Below are 16,224 nucleotides of genomic sequence, written 5' to 3'. Positions count from 1 at the left end.
GACCGCGCATGGAACTGATCCGCAACCTGGACGAGGCGAACATGGGCGAAGTGTACTGGCGCCTGTACCGGCGCTATATCAGCCTGTTCATCGAGAACGAGGCCGACGACGCCTATGCCTGGCGCTGCGCCCGCGCCCTCGACGAACTGGACGACGCCGTGGTCGAGCGGCTTTGTGCCGCCAGCCTGCGCTACCGCGCCGCGCGCCTGGAGCGGCTGGGCGAGCCTGCGGAGGAAGTCGCGCCGGCGCGCGCGGTGCTGGCACGGGTCGAGCCGGGCGAGCTGATCGTACCCGACCCGGAACACGGCGACGAACCGGTGATCCACCTGTCGCTGAACTGCGAATGGGATCGCGAACACGGTATGGAATGGATCGTCAGGGGCGGCGAGGTGCTCTATGTCGGTCCCTTCCACGGCGAAGACCCGTGGCGGGACTTCACCGCGAAGGAGCCATGGAACTACGCCTGAGCAGGAGCCTCAACGCTTGGCGATGATGTACACCGCGTGAACGATGCCCGGGATGTAGCCGAGCAGGGTGAGCAGGATGTTCAGCCAGAAGGCGCCGCCGAAGCCGACTTGCAGGAATACGCCCAGCGGCGGCAGGAGGATGGCGATGAGGATGCGGATCAGGTCCATGCACGGAACTCCTTGGTCCAGGGATCGATACGATATCCGGCGTATGAGCCGGCGTTCTTTCGCGTCACCCTATGACTGACTCCCGACGATCGCGCAGGGTTCAACCGCAACGGCACTCGCCGTTCGCCGCGCGCGGCAGTACGCTTGCGCCTACGCTCATGCGAGCGGTCGTCCCGCAAGGAATCTTCATGTCCGACCTGTCCCCGCGCCCCGCCTTCTGGCCGTACCTGCCGGGCTACGCCCTGCTGCTGCTCTCGGTGCTGCTCTGCGCCAGCGGCAGCTACCGTTTCGTCACGCCGCTGCCGCTGGCCGACGGTGCCGACCTGGTCTACCTCAGCCAGGGCCTGGCCCTTCTGCCACTGGGCACCGGGCTGGTGGGCCTGCTCGCCGGCTTTCTCCTGCATGTGCGCGGGCGCTGGCTCGGCGCCCTGCTGAGCCTGCTGCCGACGGCGCTGATCTGCGCCTGGAACCTGTACAACTACGCGGCGCACGGCGACGAGGCCCTGTCGCCGAGCTTCGCCCGATACGCCCAGGCATTGCTCGGCACGCTGTTGCTCGGCGGCGTGCTGGGCCTGATCGACCTGCTCCACCGCAGACCCTCGGCGTTGCTGCGCCGGGGCCTGCTGGTGCTCGGCTGGCTGGCGCTGGCGGGCTGGCTGGCGCTGCTGTTCTACCTGCAGCGCCTGTACGGTCTCACTTTTTGAACTGGTCGTAGGCTTCCAGCGCGCGCAGCGAATAGACGTAGGCGGCGCCAGCATTCAGGGAGATGGCGGTGGCCAGGGTCTGGGCGATTTCCGCCTCGCTGGCGCCGGCCTTCAGCGCGGCCTCGGTGTGTACGCCGATGCAACCGTCGCAACGGGTGGTGATGGCCACGGCGATGGAAATCAGTTCGCGGGTCTTGGCGTCCAGGGCGCCCTCGGCGCTGGCTTCCTCCAGCGCGCCGTAGGCGGCGAGCATCTTCGGGTGCTGCTTGCCCAGGGCGCCGAAGGCTTTCTTCACGGCGGGGACGAACTCGGTCCAGTTGTTCAGCATGGTGATATTCTCCGTTGCTTTCGCGCCGGGAGTGGCGCGTCGGGTTACCAGTCTCGACCAGTCTGGCCCGCGACGCCTGCCCATGCGTCTCTACTTTCGACCTGATCGGCTCATCCCATGGACCCACTCGACCGGCTCATCCAGCTCGCCAACCTGCAGGGCCGTCTCGACCAGCGCTGCCAGCTGCAAGGCAGCTGGGCGCTGGAGCACCCGCAGGCGGTGCCCGGCGAGGCGACCTTCCATATCGTCATGGCCGGCACCTGCCACTGCGAATTCCTCGACGGCAGTCGCCTCGACCTGCACCCCGGCGACCTGATCCTGTTGCCGCGCGGCACCCCGCACCTGCTGCGCAGCGACAGCCCGGCGCCCCCCTGCGAACCCACGGTCGAGCGCCAGGGCAGCATTCCGCTGTACCAGTTGAACGGCCCCGGCGAAGCCCTCGACATGCTCTGCGGCAGCTACCGCTATCACGCCGGTGCCAGCCTGTTCGGCGCTCTTCCCGAGCGCCTGCTGGTGCACATGGACGAATCGACCCAGCAGCCCCTGCGCGCGCTGATCGCCCTGATGCGCCAGGAGGCCGAGAGCACCCGCAGCGGCGCCCGCTCGATCATCGACGCGCTGGCCACCGCGCTGTTCGCCCTGACCCTGCGCGCCTACCTGGATCGCCAGCCGCTCGGCGACGGCCTGTTCGGCCTGCTCGGCGATGCCCGTCTGGGAAGGGCCCTGCAGGTCATGCTGGAGTGCCCGGAGCAAGCCTGGACCGTGGAACGACTGGCGCAACAGGCGGCGATGTCGCGGGCCAGTTTCGTCCGCGCCTTCTCCGCCCTGGCCGGCACCTCGCCATGGAGCCTGCTGACCCGGATCCGCATGGAAAAGGCCCGCGGCCTGCTGCGACAGACACAGATGAGCCTGCTGGATATCGCCGCCGAGACCGGCTACCAGTCGGAGGCGGCATTTTCCCGCAATTTCCGCCAGGCCTTCGGCGAATCGCCCGGCCGCTTCCGCCGCCAGGCCGACGCTTCTCGCTGAAAGCGCTACCGGCGCACATTTCGGCGATCCGCTGCTATGCAATGTGAATGATTTTCGCAACATCCTGTACGAATTCACTGACAGTACGGCTACACTGTGCTTTCCCGGCAAGGAGGCGCGGGGGTACTTGTCGCGGCACCCACTCTCCCGCTTTACCAGTACGCCCAGGAGGCAAACATGGAATGGTTTCTGAAATGCGTGAAGGAACACTACTTCGACTTCAACGGGCGTGCCCGTCGCAAGGAATACTGGATGTTCACCCTGGTGAACATCATCATCTCCGTCGCGCTGAGCGTCGTGCTCGGCCTGATCAGTGAAAAACTCCTGCCGATCGCCAACCTCTACTCGCTCGCCGTGCTGCTGCCGGCCCTGGGCGTGACTGCCCGCCGCCTGCACGACATCAACAAGAGCGGCTGGTGGATGCTGATCGCGCTGATCCCGATCGTCGGCCTGTACCTGATCTACCTGCTGGCCAAGGACAGCGACGCCGGCCAGAACCAGTACGGCCAGAACCCGAAAGGCATCGCCTGATTCCTTCCCGCCGGGCCGCACGGCCCGGCGTTCTCCCTTCCCGGTTTCCCTTCCCGCCCCTGCCCGGGGTTAGAATGCCTCGCTCCCACTCCGGCGCCCTGCGCCCACGCCCGCAGCGAGGTAGCCCATGCCCCACCCCATCGACGCACTGATTTCCGATTGCGACGGCGTCCTGGTCGACAGCGAGGTCATCGCCGAACGCGTGATGTACGAGGCGCTCAGCGCCTACGCGCCGCTGGACGAGTTGCAGCGCCTGCTGGAAGGCACCTTCGGCCTGACCAGCCGCGACATCCTCGATCGGGTCGAGAAGCACTTCGGCCTGCGCATCCCCGACAGCTTCAACCGCGAGGTGCGCCAGCGCAGCGAGGAGATGGTCGCCCAGGTCCAGCCCATCCCCGGCGCCCGCGACGCCCTGCTGGCCCTGGACCTGCCCGTCGCGGTGGCTTCCAACAGCCGCCGCCATAGCCTGGAGCGCTCGCTGGCGCGCGCCGGGCTCAGCGAACTGATCGGCGAGCGCCTGGCCAGCGCCGACATGGTCGCCCTGCCCAAGCCGGCGCCGGACGTCTACCTGTACGCCGCCAGCCTGCTCGGCGTCGCGCCCGAGCGCTGCCTGGTGGTGGAAGACAGCAGCACCGGCACCCGCGCCGCCCTCGCCGCGGGGATGCGGGTGATCGGCTTCGTCGGCGCCGGACACATTCCCGCCGGGCACGCCGATGTACTGCGCGAGCTGGGCGCCATCGCCATCGTCGAGCACATGCGCGAACTGCCGGAGACCGTGGCGCGCCTGCGCCGCGAGAGCCGTGTGGCGCTGGGAACGCCGTAACCGGGCGTCAGAGACTCTTCCAGGTCAGGTACACCCGCAAGTCGAACTCCAACTGGTGATAGTCCGGCAGCATGTACTGGCAGAGCTGGTAGAACGCCTTGTTGTGCTCGCTTTCCTTCAGGTGGGCGAGTTCGTGGACGACGATCATCCGCAGGAACTCCGGGGCGGCATCCTTGAACAGCGAGGCCACGCGGATTTCCTTCTTCGCCTTGAGCCTGCCGCCCTGCACCCGCGAGATCGCGGTGTGCAGGCCGAGGGCACGCTGGACCACGTCGAGCTTGTTGTCGTAGAGCACCTTGTCCAGGCCCGGCGCGTTGCGCAGGTGTTCCTGCTTGAGACTCATGGTGTAGGCGTACAGCGCCTTGTCGCTCTGCACATCGTGACGCCCCGGGTAGCGCCGCTCGAGGTACTCGCCCAGGCGGTTCTCGGCGATCAGTTGGCGGACCTGGTCCTGCAGCGACGCGGGGTAGGCCTGGAGATACTTGAGCGGGGTCATGCGCGGGTCCGGCGGTTCGCGGAAAACGCCCAGTGTACCGCGTCGGGAGCTCCGGCGGCCGGCCGCCGCTTCGGGTAAGATGCGCGCCGTTTCCGATGAGCGGGGTGGGACAGTGGCAAGTACAGATGTGCTGATCGTTGGCGCCGGCGCGGCCGGGCTGATGTGCGCGATGACGGCGGCCGGACGCGGGCGCCGCGTGCGGGTGCTCGACCACGCCAACAAGGCCGGCAAGAAGATCCTCATGTCCGGTGGCGGGCGCTGCAATTTCACCAACCTGTACACCGAGCCGGCCAACTTCCTTTCGCGCAACCCGCACTTCTGCAAGTCGGCGCTGGCCCGCTACACCCAGTGGGACTTCATCGGCCTGGTGGCCAAGCACCAGGTGCCGTACCACGAGAAGAAACTCGGCCAGCTGTTCTGCGACAACAAGTCCAGCGACATCCTCGAGATGCTGCTGCGCGAATGCGCCGAGGCCGGAGCGGAAATCCTGCTGGACACCTCGATCGAAGAGATCGCCCGCGACGACGCCGGCTACCGCTTGCGTACCAGCGCCGGCGAGATGCGCTGCGAGTCGCTGGTGATCGCCAGCGGCGGCCTGTCGATCCCGACCCTCGGCGCCAGCGGTTTCGGCTACCAGGTGGCGCGCCAGTTCGGCCATGAGGTGCTGCCGACCCGCGCCGGGCTGGTGCCGTTCACCATCACCGACCAGTTGAAGGAGCTGTGCGCCGAGCTTTCCGGCACCTCGGTGGATTGCCGGGTGAGCTGCAACGGCCAAGTGTTCCGCGAGAACCTGCTGTTCACCCACCGCGGCCTCAGCGGCCCGGCGATGTTGCAGATTTCCTCCTACTGGCAACCGGGCGATACCCTGGAGATCGACCTGCTGCCAGACCACGACGCCAGCGAATGGCTGGCGCAGCAACAGCGCGAGCGTCCCAACAGCGAGCTGAAGACTTTGCTCGCCGAGCTGTTCACCAAGAAGCTCGCCGGACTGCTGGCCGACCGCTGGTTCGCCTCCAAGCCGATGAAGCAGTACACCCCGGCCGAACTGGCGAGTATCGCCGGGCAGCTTTCGGCCTGGCGGGTCACGCCCTCGGGCACCGAGGGCTACCGCACCGCCGAAGTGACCCTGGGCGGGGTGAGCACCGACGAAGTGTCGTCGAAGACCATGGAGTCGCAGCGCTCGCCGGGGCTGTATTTCGTCGGCGAAGTACTGGACGTCAGCGGCCACCTCGGTGGCTTCAACTTCCAGTGGGCCTGGGCTTCGGGCTACGCGGCGGGGCAGTACGCCTAGCGCGCCTCGGCCAGATAGGCCTCGGTGCGATAGGGCAGCGCTACCTGCTCCTTCCCCTTGAGCGCCGGGTGGCTGGCGACCAGCTCGCGCAATTGCGTCGCCACGGCGTTCTTTTCCGTCTCCGCCAAGGCGGCGATGAAGCTCACCGAAAGGAAGCGCGAGACGATCACCTGCTCCGGCGGGCCGACATGCTCATGGACGAAGGTGGACAGTCGCAGCGGTCCGAAGGGCGCGCGCTCGAACGGCCGACGCCAGTCGCCCTTGTAGAAGCGCGGCGCATCGCCTTCGTAGGGGGTGATGATGCGGGTGATCTCGGCGACCCAGTCCAGCGACTCGTCACGCACGTTCCACACCAGCCCCAGCCTGCCTTCCGCCGTCAGCACGCGGCGCATTTCCTCCAGCGCCTCTTCGCTGGCGAACCAGTGGAAGGCCTGCGCGCACACCAGGGCGTCGGCGAAGCCGTTGGCCAGCGGAATCGACTGGGCGCTACCGGCCAGCGCCCGGACCTGCGGCAAGGCTTCGGCGAGCTGGGCGCGCATCGCATCCACCGGCTCCACCGCGACCACCCGCGCGCCGGTATGGGCCAGCAGGCGGGTGAACTTGCCGGTGCCGGCGCCGAGGTCCACCGCGACGGTTTGCGGACGCAGGCCAAGGGCATCGCGCAGCCAGCCGGAGAGCGCTTCCGGGTACTCGGGCCGCCCCTCGGCGTAACGCCGGGCCTCGGCGCTGAAACCTTGCTGGGCGGCGGTATGTACGGACGACATGGCAGGCCTCCTGGGCGGCAGGGAAAGCCCGGGTATAGCACAGCGGACTTTTCCCGAGGCATCCGACGAACGGCCACACGCCTTGAGCGGCGTGGCTCGCAGCCATTGGTCAGGGGCTTCGGGCGGATCGCCGGGCAGGGGTTATTGTCGATCCGGAGCCCCGTCCGACGACCAGGGGGAAACGTTTCCGGCATGCGCCGGTGTCCCCCCGTCATAACAAGGAGTCAGCCATGAACAACGAAGTCAGCGCCATCCGCCAACTGATCGAGGACTGGCGAACCGCCGTGCGCGCCAGCGACGTGCCGCGCATCGTCTCGTACTACGCGGAGGACATCGTCGCCTTCGACGCCATCCTGCAACTGCAATTCAAGGGGCGCGACGCCTACCGCGAGCACTGGCAGGCCTGCACCGAGATGTGCAAGGGGCCGATGACCTTCGATATCGCCGAACTGCAGATCCATGCCGACCAGCAGGTCGCCTTCGCCCACTACCTCTGCCACTGCGGCGGCACCGGCCCGGACGGCCAGCCGCACTCCTCGTGGATGCGGGTCAGCGCCGGCTACCGCAAGCAGGATGGCCAGTGGAGGGTGGTCCACGAGCATTTCTCGGCGCCGTTCGACATGGACGGCAAGGCGCTGTTCGACCTGCAGCCCTGACTCAGCGCCGCGTGGCGGTCGCCGCCGGGTCGACGCAGCGTTTCACCGCGCGCGGGCTGAGCAGCGAGCAAGGCTTGCCGGCCAGGTAGCTGCGGTAGACCTTCAGCAGCATAGCCTGGCTGTAGCGGCAACCCTTGCCGCTCCTGCGCAGGCAGGGGCTCGCGAATTCGAAGCGGCCGTTGACCGGTTCGGCCAGTTGGATGCGCAACGCCGGCCAGGTGGAGCGCGGCGGCGCCGGCGGGGTTTCCAGCCGGCGACCGTCGCGCACCACCAGTTCGCCGCCGGCCTCTGCATAGTCGAAGACGAACAGCAGGGTGCGCGAAGTCTTGGTCGTGCAGTCGCTGCGCGCCAGGCAGTCCTGCGGATCGGCGGGATCGCGCGCCACGCTCGGCGCCGGGGCTTCGACGGCATCGCGGGACGGCGCGTGCAGGCCGGCGCAACCGGCCAGCAGCAGGAAGGGCAGGAGCAGGATCCAGCGGCGCATGTGATTTTCCTTCGGCCGGATGTGCAAGAGCCCCGACCAGCGGGGCTCCCGTTCGAACGAAGGCGCTTAGTTGACCTTCGGATCCAGCTCGCCGCGGGCGTAGCGCTGGAACATGCCTTCCAGGGAGATCGGCTTGATCCTGGAAGCGTTGCCGGCGGTGCCGAAGGCTTCGTAGCGGGCGATGCAGATGTCGCGCATGGCCTCGACGGTCTTGGCGAAGTATTTGCGCGGGTCGAACTCGCTCGGGTTCTGCGCCAGGAAGCGGCGGATGGCACCGGTGGAAGCCAGGCGCAGGTCGGTGTCGATGTTCACCTTGCGCACGCCGTACTTGATGCCCTCGACGATTTCCTCGACCGGCACGCCGTAGGTCTCTTTGATCTCGCCGCCGTACTCGTTGATGATCGCCAGCCAGTCCTGCGGTACCGAGGAAGAGCCGTGCATCACCAGGTGGGTGTCCGGGATGCGCGCGTGGATTTCCTTGATGCGCTGGATCGACAGGGTGTCCCCGGTCGGCGGCTTGGTGAACTTGTAGGCGCCGTGGCTGGTGCCGATGGCGATGGCCAGGGCGTCGACCTTGGTCTTCTTCACGAAGTCGGCGGCTTCTTCCGGGTCGGTCAGCAACTGGCTGTGGTCCAGCACGCCTTCCGCGCCAACGCCGTCTTCCTCGCCGGCCATGCCGGTTTCCAGGGAACCCAGGCAGCCCAGCTCGCCTTCCACGGACACGCCGCAGGCATGGGCGAACGCCACGGTCTGCTGGGTCACGCGGACGTTGTAGTCGTAGTCGGCAGGGGTCTTGCCGTCTTCACGCAGGGAGCCGTCCATCATCACCGAACTGAAGCCCAGCTGGATGGAGCGCTGGCAGACGTCGGGACTGGTGCCGTGGTCCTGGTGCATGACCACCGGGATGTGCGGGAATTCTTCGATCGCGGCGAGGATCAGGTGGCGCAGGAAGGGTGCGCCGGCATATTTGCGAGCACCGGCGGAAGCCTGGACGATCACGGGAGAATCGGTCTTGTCGGCCGCTTCCATGATGGCGCGCATCTGCTCGAGGTTGTTGACGTTGAAGGCCGGCACGCCGTAGCCGAATTCGGCGGCGTGATCCAGCATCTGGCGCATGCTGATGAGTGCCATGGTTCTCGTATCTCCCAATCGCGGGGTCGTTCAGTGATTCAGAAGCCTGCCGCAGGGGCAGGCCCGGTTCAAGTTCCTTGCGAGGAGCGGTCACGGCGCCGCGCCCCTGCCGGCGCTACTCAGCGCGCCTTGCAACCGCGACCGATGAGGTCGTCGGTTTCGACCCAGTACACCAGGCCTTCGTCGTTCTCCAGGTGGAAGCCCAGGCGTCCGTCGCTATAGAAAGCGCCGACGGCCGCAGGTTCCTGCTCCAGGTGGTGGACCACGTCGTCCTCGTCCTTCAGGCGCAGGTCGACGATGTTCTTGCTGCCGTCGATATAGCGCCATTCGATCACCGCCTTGCTGTCGCAGGTCCAGCGGGTCCAGTCCCTGCCGCCCGGCTTGCCGGAGGAGCCGGAGCAGCCGGCCAGCAGGGCCGCGGCGGCGAGGCCGCCGAACAGGGCGAAACGCGGGTAGTTCATGTTGCATCCTCCATCCGTGCGCAAGGCACCGCCGCGCCTCGCCGGGCCGCAAGCGGCTCGCGCGGCGGCCGCCTGGCCTCGCCTGCCACGGGAAAGGCGCAATGCTACTGCGTACGCCGCCGAATCCCCAGCCCTTTCCGTAGAAACTGGCGGAAAACGATTACGGGCATTCCACCGGCTTCTGTCCGGCGGTCGGGTCGCCGCTGCTCTGCTGCTCGACCCGCTGGCGATTCTCCTCGGTCGGCACCATCACGTCCGGCGGGCTGATCACCTCGCAGGTGCTCGGGCGTCGGCCGCCATCGCCGCCACAGGCGGCCAGGCCCAGGCAGAACAGCAGGAGCGGCAGGGTCAGGGTTCGCATGGGGCACCTCCTTTTTTCGTCGTCCTCAAGGGTGTGACCCCCGAGGACGGCGAATGGTTTGCCCCGTCTGCGTCAGCCCTTGGCGCGCTGCTCCAGGATTTCCACGGCCGGCAGGACCTTGCCCTCGACGAACTCGAGGAACGCGCCGCCACCGGTGGAAATATAGGAGATCCGCTCGGCGATGCCGTACTTGTCGATCGCCGCCAGGGTATCGCCGCCGCCGGCGATGGAGAATGCCGCACTGTCGGCGATGGCGTTGGCCAGGGTACGGGTGCCCTCGCCGAACTGGTCGAACTCGAACACCCCGACCGGACCGTTCCACAGGATGGTCTTCGAGGTCTTCAGCAGGTCGGCGAACTGCGCGGCGGTCTGCGGGCCGATGTCGAGGATCATGTCGTCGTCGGCGACCTCGGCGATGGCCTTGACGGTCGCCACGGCGCTCTCGGCGAACTCCTTGGCCACCACCACGTCCACCGGCAGCGGCACCTTGACCTTGGCGGCGATGGCCTTGGCGGTCTCGACCAGGTCGGCCTCGTACAGCGACTTGCCGACCTTGTGACCGGCCGCGGCAAGGAAGGTGTTGGCGATGCCGCCGCCGACGATCAACTGGTCGCAGATGCCGGCCAGGCTGTTCAGCACGTCGAGCTTGGTGGACACCTTGGAGCCGGCGACGATCGCCGCCATCGGCCGCGCCGGGTTGCCCAGGGCCTTGCCCAGCGCGTCCAGCTCGGCGGCCAGCAGCGGGCCGGCGGCGGCGACCTTGGCGAACCTGGCCACGCCGTGGGTGGAACCCTCGGCACGGTGGGCGGTGCCGAAGGCATCCATCACGAACACGTCGCACAGCGCGGCGTACTTCTGCGCCAGCTCGTCGGCGTTCTTCTTCTCGCCCTTGTTGAAGCGCACATTCTCGAACAGCACCAGGTCGCCCGCCTTGACCTCGACGCCGTCGAGGTAGTCGGCCAGCAGCGGCACTTCGCGGCCCAGGGCTTTGGACAGATACTCGGCCACCGGCTTCAGGCTGTTCTCGGCGGAGAACTCGCCCTCGCTCGGACGGCCCAGGTGCGAGCAGACCATCACCGCCGCGCCCTTCTCCAGGGCCAGCCTGATGGTCGGCAGGGCGGCCTTGATCCGTGCATCGCTCTGCACCTGGCCGTCCTTCACCGGAACGTTGAGGTCCTCGCGGATCAGCACGCGCTTACCTTTGAGGTCGAGGTCAGTCATCTTCAACACGGTCATGACAATCAGTCCTTGGGTACTTGTTGATCAGGCACGGCGGCGCGCAGGTAGTGTCCGGCGACGTCGAGCATACGGTTGGCGAATCCCCATTCGTTGTCGAACCAGGCCAGCAGATTGACCAGGCGGGGCCCGGAAACGCGGGTCTGGCTGCCATCGACGATGGCCGAATGGGGGTCGTGGTTGAAATCGCAACTGGCGTGCGGCAGCTCGGTATAGGCCAGCAGGCCGCGCAGCGGGCCGCTTTCGGCAGCCTCGCGAAGCACCCGGTTGATCTCGGCGGCGGAGGTGTCGCGGGAAGTCTGCAGGGTGATGTCCAGCGCCGAGACATTCACCGTGGGCACGCGTATGGCTTTGGCCTGGATGCGGCCGGCAAGTTCCGGCAACAGACGCTCGATGCCGCGCGCCAGACCGGTGGACACCGGGATCACCGACTGGAACGCCGAACGGGTACGGCGCAGGTCCTCGTGATGGTAGGCATCGATCACCGGCTGGTCGTTCATCGCCGAGTGGATGGTGGTGATCGACACGTATTCCAGGCCGATCGCCTCGTTCAGCAGCTTGAGCAGCGGCACCCCGCAATTGGTCGTGCAGGAGGCGTTGGAGACCAGCGTCTCGCGGCCGCTGAGGTCCTGCTGGTTGACCCCGTAGACGATGGTGGCGTCGATGTCCGCCTCGCTCGCCATCGGCTGCGAGAACAGCACCCGCGGCGCGCCGGCGCGCAGGAAGCGCTCGGCCTGGGCGCGGTTGGTGTACTGGCCGGAACACTCCAGCACCAGGTCGACCCGCAGCGCCTGCCAGTCGATGGCTTCCGGGGTGGGGCTGCGTAACACCTTCACGCAGTCGCCGTTGATGTGCAGGCAGTCGCCATCGACCCTCACCTCGCCGGGAAAACGGCCGTGGGTGGAGTCGAAGCGGGTCAGGTACTCGACGCTGGCCTGGTCGGCCAGGTCGTTCAGCGCGACGATCTCGAAGCCCAGTTGTTCCGGGCGCTCGTGCAGCGCGCGCAGGACGCAGCGGCCGATACGGCCATAGCCATTGAGCGCGACGCGGAAAGGCGGGGTGGACATCGGCAGGGGTAGCTCCGGCAAGAGGCCAGGGAAAGGCGCCAATTATGCGGGGGATGGGCTCGCGTGGGAACCGTCGGCATCCCGTCCCGCGCGGGCTGCACCGCGATGAGGCCCCCCGCCCGGCAGCTGAAACGATTCATGCGACGCACGGCTGGCGTCACCGCGCTCCGCTGTGCAAGGCTCGCCGCAACCCCCGACCGCCAGGAGCGCCAGATGCCTCGCTTCGCCGCCAACCTCAGCATGCTCTATCCCCAGCACGACTTCCTCGAGCGCTTCGCCGCCGCTGCCGCGGACGGCTTCGAGGGCGTGGAGTACCTGTTCCCCTATGCCTATCCTGCGGCCGAACTGAAGGCCCGGCTGGACCACCACGGCCTGCGCCAGGTGCTGTTCAATGCCGCGCCCGGCGACTGGGACAAGGGCGAGCGCGGCCTGGCCAGCCTGCCGGGGCGCGAAGCCGAATTCCGCCGCGCCATCGCCCAGGCCATCGACTACGCCCAGGTCCTCGGCAATCGCCATATCCATGTGATGGCCGGGCTGCTGCCGGCCGGCGCCGAGCGTATCCGCCATCGCGAGACCTACCTCGACAACCTCGCCCATGCCGCCCGCGAGGCCGCCGGCGCCGGGCTGACGGTGCTCATCGAACCGATCAACAACCGCGACATGCCGGGCTTCTTCCTCACCCGCCAGGACGACGCCCAGGCCATCTGCCGCGAGGTCGGCGCGGACAACCTGAAAGTGCAGTTCGACTGCTACCACTGCCAGATCGTCGAGGGCGACCTGGCCACCACCCTGCGCCGCGACATCGGCAATGTCGGCCATGTCCAGATCGCCGGGGTGCCCGACCGCCACGAGCCGGATGGCGACAACGAAGTGAATTATCCCTACCTGTTCGAGCTGCTCGACCGGCTCGGCTACCGGGGCTGGATCGGCTGCGAGTACCGCCCGCGCGGCGACACCTCGGCGGGCCTGGAATGGCTGCGGCGCTGGCGCGCTACTCGACGCGACGGATGATCGGCTCCAGCGCGTCCAGGCGGTCGTGGGCGGCCAGCCAGTCGCGCACTTCCGCGCACCACTGCTCTTCCTTCAGCACCGCGCGGGCATGGGTCAGCACGCGCGGCCAGGGACGGTCGTCGAACAGGCGCAGCAGCACTTCGTTCAGTTGCTCGCCGCTCAGCGGCCGGCGGCCGCGGCGCACCGGCGCGTCGACCCGCTGCGCCAGCGATTGCAGCACCCGCTCGCGCTGCGCCGTATCCACCGGCATCGGCTGCTCGTCGTAGGCGCAGAGCACCAGGATCTCCGGCGCGACGTTCTCCAGCAGGCCGGCGCGCAACCGGCAGTGGCCGTCGAGGATCACGCAGGCGTCCAGGCAGTTCAGGCGCAGCGCCAGCACCGGCGGCAGCTCGCCTTCGCGGGCCTTCTTGCGCCACCACTTGACCCGTCCCTCGTCGTCCTCGACCCGGCGCAGGGCGATCAGCGCGTCGTTGTCGCGCCCCCACCAGTCGAGCCACTGCACCCAGTCGTCGTCGAGAACCTTCTCCAGGCTGTGGAAGCGCCAGTCCGGCAACAGTGCGTCGCGCCCTACACTGCGGTAGCGCCAGCGCTCCAGCACCCGCTCGCGCGGATCGTGGCTCTGCGACGGCTGCCAGGCGGGCGCCTGCTCGGCGAGCGACAGGCGCAGCAACCAGCGCCCGGCCTCCAGGCAACTGCCCGGGCTGGCGCGCAGGGCCTCGACGAAATGCCGGCTCCAGGCCTTGTAGCGGGCCTCGCCGCGCAGGCCGCGCAACGATTCCAGGGTTGGCGAGTCGATGGGCGGCACGCTGGCCTGTTCCGGGCTCGCCACGGCCAGGCTCTTCACCAGCCAGATGCCGTCGTGGCACGGCAACTGGGTGCCCCAGAGCAGCGGCTGATCGCCACGCACCAGGCGGATGCGGCCCTGGCCGCCGGATTGCAGGTGAACGCAAGAGGGCGCCCGATGGGCGCCCTCCACCTGGACCGCGAGGCCCAGCCATTCGCCATTGGCGGGGCTTTCGAGGTCCCGCCAGTAGAGCCTGTGCATCAGTCTTCCAGCAGTTCCTCGGCCACCGCCAGGACGTTGTCCAGGGTGAAGCCGAAGTGCTCGAACAGCGCCGGGGCCGGCGCCGACTCGCCGAAGCTGGTCATGCCGATGATGCGCCCGTCGAGACCGACGTACTTGTACCAGTAGTCGGCATGGGCGGCCTCGATGGCGATGCGCGCGCCGACTTCCACCGGCAACACGGACTGCTTGTAGGACTCGTCCTGCTGCTCGTAGACGCTGGTGCACGGCATCGACACCACGCGGACCTTGCGGCCCTGCTCGCTGAGCTTGTCGTAGGCCTGCACGGCCAGGCCGACTTCCGAACCGGTGGCGATCAGGATCAGTTCCGGCTCGCCGGCGCAGTCCTTCAGTACGTAGCCGCCGCGCGCGATGTCGGTCACCTGGGCGACGTCGCGCGCCTGATGCGGCAGGTTCTGGCGGGAGAAGATCAGCGCGGACGGACCGTCGGCACGCTCGATGGCATGCTTCCAGGCCACCGCCGACTCGACCGCATCGGCCGGGCGCCAGGTGTCCAGGTTCGGGGTCAGGCGCAGGCTGGCCAGTTGCTCGATCGGCTGGTGGGTCGGGCCGTCCTCGCCGAGGCCGATGGAGTCATGGGTGAACACGTAGAGCACGCGCTGCTTCATCAGGGCGGACATGCGCACGGCGTTGCGCGCGTACTCCATGAAGATCAGGAAGGTCGCGCCGTAGGGAATGAAACCGCCGTGCAGGGCGACGCCGTTCATGATCGCGCTCATGCCGAACTCGCGCACGCCGTAGAACACGTAGTTGCCGGCGGCGTCGTCAGCGCTGACGCCCTTACAGCCCTTCCACAGGGTCAGGTTGGAGCCGGCCAGGTCGGCGGAACCGCCGAGCAGCTCCGGCAGCAGCGGGCCGAAGGCGTTCAGCGCGTTCTGGCTGGCCTTGCGGCTGGCGATGGTCTCGCCCTTGTTGGCGACATCGGCGACGTAGGCAGCGGCCTTCTCGGCGAAGTCGGCCGGCAGCTCGCCCTTCAGGCGGCGCAGCAGTTCGGCGGCCAGTTCCGGATGGGCGGCCTGGTAGGCGGCGAAACGCTTGTTCCACTCGGCTTCCTGGGCGGCGCCGGTTTCCCTGGCGTCCCACTCGGCGTAGATCTGCGCCGGGATCTCGAACGGACCGTGCTCCCAGCCCAGCGCGGCGCGGGTCGCGGCGATCTCGTCGGCGCCCAGCGGCGCGCCGTGGCACTCTTCCTTGCCCTGCTTGTTCGGCGAGCCGAAGCCGATCACGGTCTTGCAGCAGATCAGGGTCGGCTGGTCGCTCTTGCGCGCGGTATCGATGGCGGTCTTGATCTCGTCGGCGTCATGCCCGTCGACATTGCGGATCACCTGCCAGCCGTAGGCCTCGAAGCGCTTCGGGGTGTCGTCGGTGAACCAGCCGTGGACCTCGCCGTCGATGGAGATGCCGTTGTCGTCGTAGAAGGCGATCAGCTTGTTCAGGCGCAGGGTGCCGGCCAGCGAGGCGACCTCATGGGAAATGCCTTCCATCATGCAACCGTCGCCGAGGAAGGCGTAGGTGTAGTGGTCGACCACCGCGTGGCCGTCGCGGTTGAACTGGGCGGCCAGGACCTTCTCCGCCAGCGCCATGCCCACCGCATTGGCGATGCCCTGGCCGAGCGGACCGGTGGTGGTCTCGACGCCGGCGGTGTAGCCGTATTCCGGGTGACCCGGGGTGCGCGAGTTGAGCTGGCGGAAGTTCTTCAGGTCCTCGATGCCGAGGTCGTACCCGGTGAGGTGCAGCAGGGAGTAGATCAGCATCGAGCCGTGGCCGTTGGACAGCACGAAGCGGTCGCGGTTGGCCCACTGCGGGTTGCTCGGGTTGTGCTGCATGTAGTCGCGCCAGAGGACCTCGGCGATATCGGCCATGCCCATCGGGGCGCCCGGGTGGCCGCTGTTGGCTTTCTGCACGGCATCCATGCTCAGTGCACGGATGGCATTGGCTCGCTCACGACGGCTGGGCATCGCAATTCTCCTACGGGGGTTGCTGGTCGAGGACCAGGAGTGAAAAAAAGGGCGCCATTTTCGCCCACCGAAGGCCCAGGGGGCAATGACAGATCGGCAGGGGGACAGTATGTCGCTGCCGACCGGTTTTGCCAGAAGCCTGGCGCAGGCCGATTGCAATTGCGCGACGGCCAC

Annotated in this window: 20 protein-coding genes; 8 read left to right on the top strand and 12 right to left on the bottom strand. The window is 67.9% G+C overall.

Going from position 1 to position 16,224, the window contains the following annotated elements:
- Positions 1-8: 8 nt before the first annotated feature.
- Positions 9-467, top strand: coding sequence for a DUF6985 domain-containing protein (locus PSPA7_RS03195; RefSeq protein WP_012074116.1), 459 nt, complete (start codon positions 9-11; stop codon positions 465-467).
- 9 nt (positions 468-476) lie between these two features.
- Here the strand turns inward: PSPA7_RS03195 and PSPA7_RS03190 are convergent, their stop codons facing one another.
- A complete protein-coding gene (locus PSPA7_RS03190) occupies positions 477-635 on the bottom strand; it encodes a YqaE/Pmp3 family membrane protein (RefSeq protein WP_003084988.1) in 159 nt (52 codons plus the stop codon).
- 188 nt (positions 636-823) lie between these two features.
- Here PSPA7_RS03190 and PSPA7_RS03185 point away from each other — a divergent pair, with 188 nt between their 5' ends.
- Positions 824-1,339 (top strand): hypothetical protein, encoded by a 516-nt coding sequence (locus PSPA7_RS03185; protein WP_012074115.1) that lies wholly within the window; start codon positions 824-826, stop codon positions 1,337-1,339.
- Here PSPA7_RS03185 and PSPA7_RS03180 read toward each other — a convergent pair.
- Complete coding sequence (locus PSPA7_RS03180; RefSeq protein ID WP_003084980.1) at positions 1,329-1,667, bottom strand: carboxymuconolactone decarboxylase family protein; 339 nt, start codon at positions 1,665-1,667, stop codon at positions 1,329-1,331. The genes PSPA7_RS03185 and PSPA7_RS03180 overlap by 11 nt on opposite strands.
- 117 nt (positions 1,668-1,784) lie before the next feature.
- On the opposite strand from PSPA7_RS03180, the gene PSPA7_RS03175 reads away from it, so the two are divergent.
- The 3 genes from PSPA7_RS03175 (at position 1,785) to PSPA7_RS03165 (ending at position 4,050) form a co-directional block, all read left to right on the top strand.
- On the top strand, positions 1,785-2,696 hold the full coding sequence (locus PSPA7_RS03175) for a cupin domain-containing protein (RefSeq protein WP_012074114.1): 912 nt from the start codon (positions 1,785-1,787) through the stop codon (positions 2,694-2,696).
- A 177-nt stretch (positions 2,697-2,873) separates the two neighbouring features.
- Entirely contained in the window at positions 2,874-3,227 is a 354-nt protein-coding gene (locus PSPA7_RS03170) for a DUF805 domain-containing protein (protein ID WP_003084974.1), read from the top strand.
- A 127-nt stretch (positions 3,228-3,354) separates the two neighbouring features.
- Positions 3,355-4,050 carry an HAD family hydrolase gene (locus PSPA7_RS03165; protein ID WP_003155176.1) on the top strand — a complete coding sequence of 232 codons (696 nt, stop codon included), beginning with the start codon at positions 3,355-3,357 and terminating at the stop codon, positions 4,048-4,050.
- Between the two features lie 7 nt (positions 4,051-4,057).
- On the opposite strand, the gene PSPA7_RS03160 is transcribed toward PSPA7_RS03165, so the two are convergent.
- Positions 4,058-4,546 carry a M48 metallopeptidase family protein gene (locus PSPA7_RS03160; RefSeq protein ID WP_012074113.1) on the bottom strand — a complete coding sequence of 163 codons (489 nt, stop codon included), beginning with the start codon at positions 4,544-4,546 and terminating at the stop codon, positions 4,058-4,060.
- Positions 4,547-4,658: 112 nt separating this feature from the next.
- On the opposite strand from PSPA7_RS03160, the gene PSPA7_RS03155 reads away from it, so the two are divergent.
- Positions 4,659-5,837, top strand: a complete 1,179-nt coding sequence (locus PSPA7_RS03155) for a BaiN/RdsA family NAD(P)/FAD-dependent oxidoreductase (protein ID WP_012074112.1) — start codon at positions 4,659-4,661, stop codon at positions 5,835-5,837.
- On the opposite strand, the gene PSPA7_RS03150 is transcribed toward PSPA7_RS03155, so the two are convergent.
- A complete protein-coding gene (locus tag PSPA7_RS03150; RefSeq protein ID WP_012074111.1) occupies positions 5,834-6,601 on the bottom strand; it encodes a class I SAM-dependent methyltransferase in 768 nt (255 codons plus the stop codon). The two genes, PSPA7_RS03155 and PSPA7_RS03150, sit on opposite strands and share 4 nt — an antisense overlap.
- Positions 6,602-6,831: 230 nt before the next feature.
- Between PSPA7_RS03150 and PSPA7_RS03145 the strand changes: the two genes are divergently transcribed.
- Complete coding sequence (locus PSPA7_RS03145; protein WP_012074109.1) at positions 6,832-7,257, top strand: YybH family protein; 426 nt, start codon at positions 6,832-6,834, stop codon at positions 7,255-7,257.
- Between the two features lies 1 nt (position 7,258).
- Here PSPA7_RS03145 and PSPA7_RS03140 read toward each other — a convergent pair whose 3' ends face one another.
- The 6 genes from PSPA7_RS03140 to epd all read right to left on the bottom strand — a co-directional run bounded on the left by PSPA7_RS03140 (position 7,259) and on the right by epd (position 11,997).
- Positions 7,259-7,741 carry a hypothetical protein gene (locus PSPA7_RS03140; RefSeq protein WP_012074108.1) on the bottom strand — a complete coding sequence of 161 codons (483 nt, stop codon included), beginning with the start codon at positions 7,739-7,741 and terminating at the stop codon, positions 7,259-7,261.
- 66 nt (positions 7,742-7,807) lie between these two features.
- Positions 7,808-8,872, bottom strand: coding sequence for a class II fructose-bisphosphate aldolase (gene fba, locus PSPA7_RS03135; RefSeq protein ID WP_003155167.1), 1,065 nt, complete (start codon positions 8,870-8,872; stop codon positions 7,808-7,810).
- 119 nt (positions 8,873-8,991) lie between these two features.
- Positions 8,992-9,333, bottom strand: a complete 342-nt coding sequence (locus tag PSPA7_RS03130) for an MliC family protein (RefSeq protein ID WP_003155165.1) — start codon at positions 9,331-9,333, stop codon at positions 8,992-8,994.
- 160 nt (positions 9,334-9,493) lie between these two features.
- Complete coding sequence (locus tag PSPA7_RS03125; protein ID WP_003155163.1) at positions 9,494-9,694, bottom strand: hypothetical protein; 201 nt, start codon at positions 9,692-9,694, stop codon at positions 9,494-9,496.
- A 72-nt stretch (positions 9,695-9,766) separates the two neighbouring features.
- On the bottom strand, positions 9,767-10,930 hold the full coding sequence (locus PSPA7_RS03120; protein ID WP_012074107.1) for a phosphoglycerate kinase: 1,164 nt from the start codon (positions 10,928-10,930) through the stop codon (positions 9,767-9,769).
- Positions 10,931-10,935: 5 nt separating this feature from the next.
- Complete coding sequence (gene epd / locus PSPA7_RS03115; RefSeq protein ID WP_012074106.1) at positions 10,936-11,997, bottom strand: erythrose-4-phosphate dehydrogenase; 1,062 nt, start codon at positions 11,995-11,997, stop codon at positions 10,936-10,938.
- A 213-nt stretch (positions 11,998-12,210) separates the two neighbouring features.
- Here epd and otnI point away from each other — a divergent pair, with 213 nt between their 5' ends.
- The gene (gene otnI / locus PSPA7_RS03110; RefSeq protein WP_012074105.1) at positions 12,211-13,008 is read left to right on the top strand and encodes a 2-oxo-tetronate isomerase; all 798 of its coding nucleotides are present in this window, start codon (positions 12,211-12,213) and stop codon (positions 13,006-13,008) included.
- On the opposite strand, the gene PSPA7_RS03105 is transcribed toward otnI, so the two are convergent.
- Positions 12,989-14,053 (bottom strand): hypothetical protein, encoded by a 1,065-nt coding sequence (locus PSPA7_RS03105; protein WP_012074104.1) that lies wholly within the window; start codon positions 14,051-14,053, stop codon positions 12,989-12,991. The genes otnI and PSPA7_RS03105 overlap by 20 nt on opposite strands.
- On the bottom strand, positions 14,053-16,050 hold the full coding sequence (gene tkt / locus PSPA7_RS03100) for a transketolase (protein ID WP_033999542.1): 1,998 nt from the start codon (positions 16,048-16,050) through the stop codon (positions 14,053-14,055). Before tkt ends, PSPA7_RS03105 begins: the two co-directional genes overlap by 1 nt.
- Positions 16,051-16,224: the final 174 nt, after the last annotated feature.

The organism is Pseudomonas paraeruginosa PA7 (assembly GCF_000017205.1).
In the GTDB taxonomy this organism is placed as follows: domain Bacteria; phylum Pseudomonadota; class Gammaproteobacteria; order Pseudomonadales; family Pseudomonadaceae; genus Pseudomonas; species Pseudomonas paraeruginosa.
This window is presented reverse-complemented; position numbering and strand designations above follow the sequence as displayed.

Bases quoted from the DNA above. Each gene is read 5' to 3' on its own strand.
- epd (WP_012074106.1), bottom strand. From the start codon at position 11,997: ATGTCCACCCCGCCTTTCCGCGTCGCGCTCAATGGCTATGGCCGTATC.
- PSPA7_RS03145 (WP_012074109.1), top strand. From the start codon at position 6,832: ATGAACAACGAAGTCAGCGCCATCCGCCAACTGATCGAGGACTGGCGA.
- PSPA7_RS03105 (WP_012074104.1), bottom strand. From the start codon at position 14,053: ATGCACAGGCTCTACTGGCGGGACCTCGAAAGCCCCGCCAATGGCGAA.
- PSPA7_RS03185 (WP_012074115.1), top strand. From the start codon at position 824: ATGTCCGACCTGTCCCCGCGCCCCGCCTTCTGGCCGTACCTGCCGGGC.
- PSPA7_RS03140 (WP_012074108.1), bottom strand. From the start codon at position 7,741: ATGCGCCGCTGGATCCTGCTCCTGCCCTTCCTGCTGCTGGCCGGTTGC.
- otnI (WP_012074105.1), top strand. From the start codon at position 12,211: ATGCCTCGCTTCGCCGCCAACCTCAGCATGCTCTATCCCCAGCACGAC.
- PSPA7_RS03190 (WP_003084988.1), bottom strand. From the start codon at position 635: ATGGACCTGATCCGCATCCTCATCGCCATCCTCCTGCCGCCGCTGGGC.
- PSPA7_RS03170 (WP_003084974.1), top strand. From the start codon at position 2,874: ATGGAATGGTTTCTGAAATGCGTGAAGGAACACTACTTCGACTTCAAC.
- PSPA7_RS03150 (WP_012074111.1), bottom strand. From the start codon at position 6,601: ATGTCGTCCGTACATACCGCCGCCCAGCAAGGTTTCAGCGCCGAGGCC.
- PSPA7_RS03175 (WP_012074114.1), top strand. From the start codon at position 1,785: ATGGACCCACTCGACCGGCTCATCCAGCTCGCCAACCTGCAGGGCCGT.
- PSPA7_RS03195 (WP_012074116.1), top strand. From the start codon at position 9: ATGGAACTGATCCGCAACCTGGACGAGGCGAACATGGGCGAAGTGTAC.
- PSPA7_RS03180 (WP_003084980.1), bottom strand. From the start codon at position 1,667: ATGCTGAACAACTGGACCGAGTTCGTCCCCGCCGTGAAGAAAGCCTTC.
- PSPA7_RS03165 (WP_003155176.1), top strand. From the start codon at position 3,355: ATGCCCCACCCCATCGACGCACTGATTTCCGATTGCGACGGCGTCCTG.
- tkt (WP_033999542.1), bottom strand. From the start codon at position 16,050: ATGCCCAGCCGTCGTGAGCGAGCCAATGCCATCCGTGCACTGAGCATG.
- fba (WP_003155167.1), bottom strand. From the start codon at position 8,872: ATGGCACTCATCAGCATGCGCCAGATGCTGGATCACGCCGCCGAATTC.
- PSPA7_RS03120 (WP_012074107.1), bottom strand. From the start codon at position 10,930: ATGACCGTGTTGAAGATGACTGACCTCGACCTCAAAGGTAAGCGCGTG.
- PSPA7_RS03160 (WP_012074113.1), bottom strand. From the start codon at position 4,546: ATGACCCCGCTCAAGTATCTCCAGGCCTACCCCGCGTCGCTGCAGGAC.
- PSPA7_RS03125 (WP_003155163.1), bottom strand. From the start codon at position 9,694: ATGCGAACCCTGACCCTGCCGCTCCTGCTGTTCTGCCTGGGCCTGGCC.
- PSPA7_RS03130 (WP_003155165.1), bottom strand. From the start codon at position 9,333: ATGAACTACCCGCGTTTCGCCCTGTTCGGCGGCCTCGCCGCCGCGGCC.